The organism is Treponema sp. Marseille-Q4523, assembly GCF_016901105.1.
In the GTDB taxonomy this organism is placed as follows: Bacteria; Spirochaetota; Spirochaetia; order Treponematales; family Treponemataceae; genus Treponema_D.
Genome location: NZ_JAFEVM010000088.1, coordinates 1 through 1,584 on the forward strand (window position 1 = coordinate 1; position 1,584 = coordinate 1,584).

Here is a 1,584-nt window from a genome sequence, read left to right on the forward strand (position 1 = left end):
CCTCTATCGAATCGTATTCCACAATAACCTTCGGTTGGATATATACCGTTGCATTTTCTATTTTCCATAAAAAATGAAGCTCAAAAACTCCGAATATTTTATTATCTTCCGCCGAAATTTCACCGGCTAAAACACCGATATGTTTTTTCCCGAACGATAAATCAAGATGACAAATTGATGAATGATACTGTTTTTCCAGCGGTTTTATATCGCCGTAAAATTCATAAATATTCGGATTATGAAAATAGACTGATTTCCAACAACCTAAGAGAATAATATCCTCTGTATTGTTCGACACTTCATTAGTATAAAACGGTTCGGCATATATTTCATATTTATCCCGGCAGTAACTGAAATATGCATAAGCCTTCGGTGTCCAAAGGCTGTAGTCGGATGAAACCAATATAGAATAGTTACACGCCTTTATCAATGCCGAATCGTTATTACATGGATATTTTTTATTACATGATATAAAAAATATACTTAATAAAAATAAAGCTGGAGAGAAAAATTTAACCTTATACACACATACACATTTACTCAACAAATTTCAACCAACCGTTTTTTGTAAAAAAATAGTTATACATTTTTTTTACGGAATCTTCGTTCCAGCAAAAGTTATACAATAATTTACCGCCGGATGATTTGGGATCAAAGGCGTTCTCTCCGGGCCAGTAAAAACTGTGTTTTACGCGGGGAACATCTTCTTTCATTTTATATTTTTTAAAAATTTCTTTCGGCATTCCTTTAAAATTAAATCCTTTATGTCTTTTCTACCAAAATATTGATACATACATCGCTATACGTAGTGCCCTCATATACGTCTATGATCGTTATGACAATATCTCCACCTCGTGTTTGATTTTTATAATCTTCGTCCGTATACATGACTATCGTTTGTAAATCGGGCGTATCTTTTAAATCGACATATTTTACAATACCGGTTTTTTTATACTGAATTTTAAGTTTTTTCGGGCGTGCATTTTTTGTCCACAACGCTCTGTTTTTTACCGAAACATAACCCGAACCGAGTATCAAAAACTCGCCGTACATATCGTGTATGGTCAAAGTTGCGCCGATGCCGTTTTTCCCGCCTGCAGGTACCCACGGCAACAGGATTTCGGTCGAAAGGTTTTCAACCGAATACACGGTCTTTCCTTCGCGCAGCTCCGAACTTGCGCGTATTTTATCTCTTTTATAAATAACAAACGGCTCTATTGCAGCTTTTGTATGCTCCGCCGAAATTACCAGTTCTCCCGTCTTTGCATCGTAAAAATAGCAAGCTTGTTCATTCGAAAGCAGTAGAAAATATCGCTTTACACCGTTACCGCTGATGGAAATATACGGCAATCCCTCTTCATAGCTCAATTCATAATGATATGTGCCATCCTCAAATATTTTAGATTGAAAAGGCTCTGTAAGAATCTGTAGCTCGTTTTCGGAAATAAATTTAAAACCGTTAAATCCTTGTGTCTCATACCAAATACCGATTGCAGGAATGGCAAATACGTACAACTGCCCAATGATAAGATATAAAAGTATGTAAACATATTTTTTCATTGTTTGTTTTTCCTATCTTAACGG

General features: G+C 35.5%; 3 protein-coding genes. All 3 read right to left on the bottom strand.

What is annotated here, in order from left to right:
- Positions 1–298, bottom strand: a 298-nt coding sequence (locus tag JSQ97_RS12815) for a hypothetical protein (RefSeq protein ID WP_205076409.1), incomplete at its 3' end; no start/stop codon positions are given.
- Positions 299–536: 238 nt separating this feature from the next.
- The gene (locus JSQ97_RS12820; RefSeq protein ID WP_205076410.1) at positions 537–743 is read right to left on the bottom strand and encodes a hypothetical protein; all 207 of its coding nucleotides are present in this window, start codon (positions 741–743) and stop codon (positions 537–539) included.
- 19 nt (positions 744–762) lie between these two features.
- On the bottom strand, positions 763–1,368 hold the full coding sequence (locus JSQ97_RS12825; RefSeq protein ID WP_205076411.1) for an NADase-type glycan-binding domain-containing protein: 606 nt from the start codon (positions 1,366–1,368) through the stop codon (positions 763–765).
- Positions 1,369–1,584 lie beyond the last annotated feature (216 nt).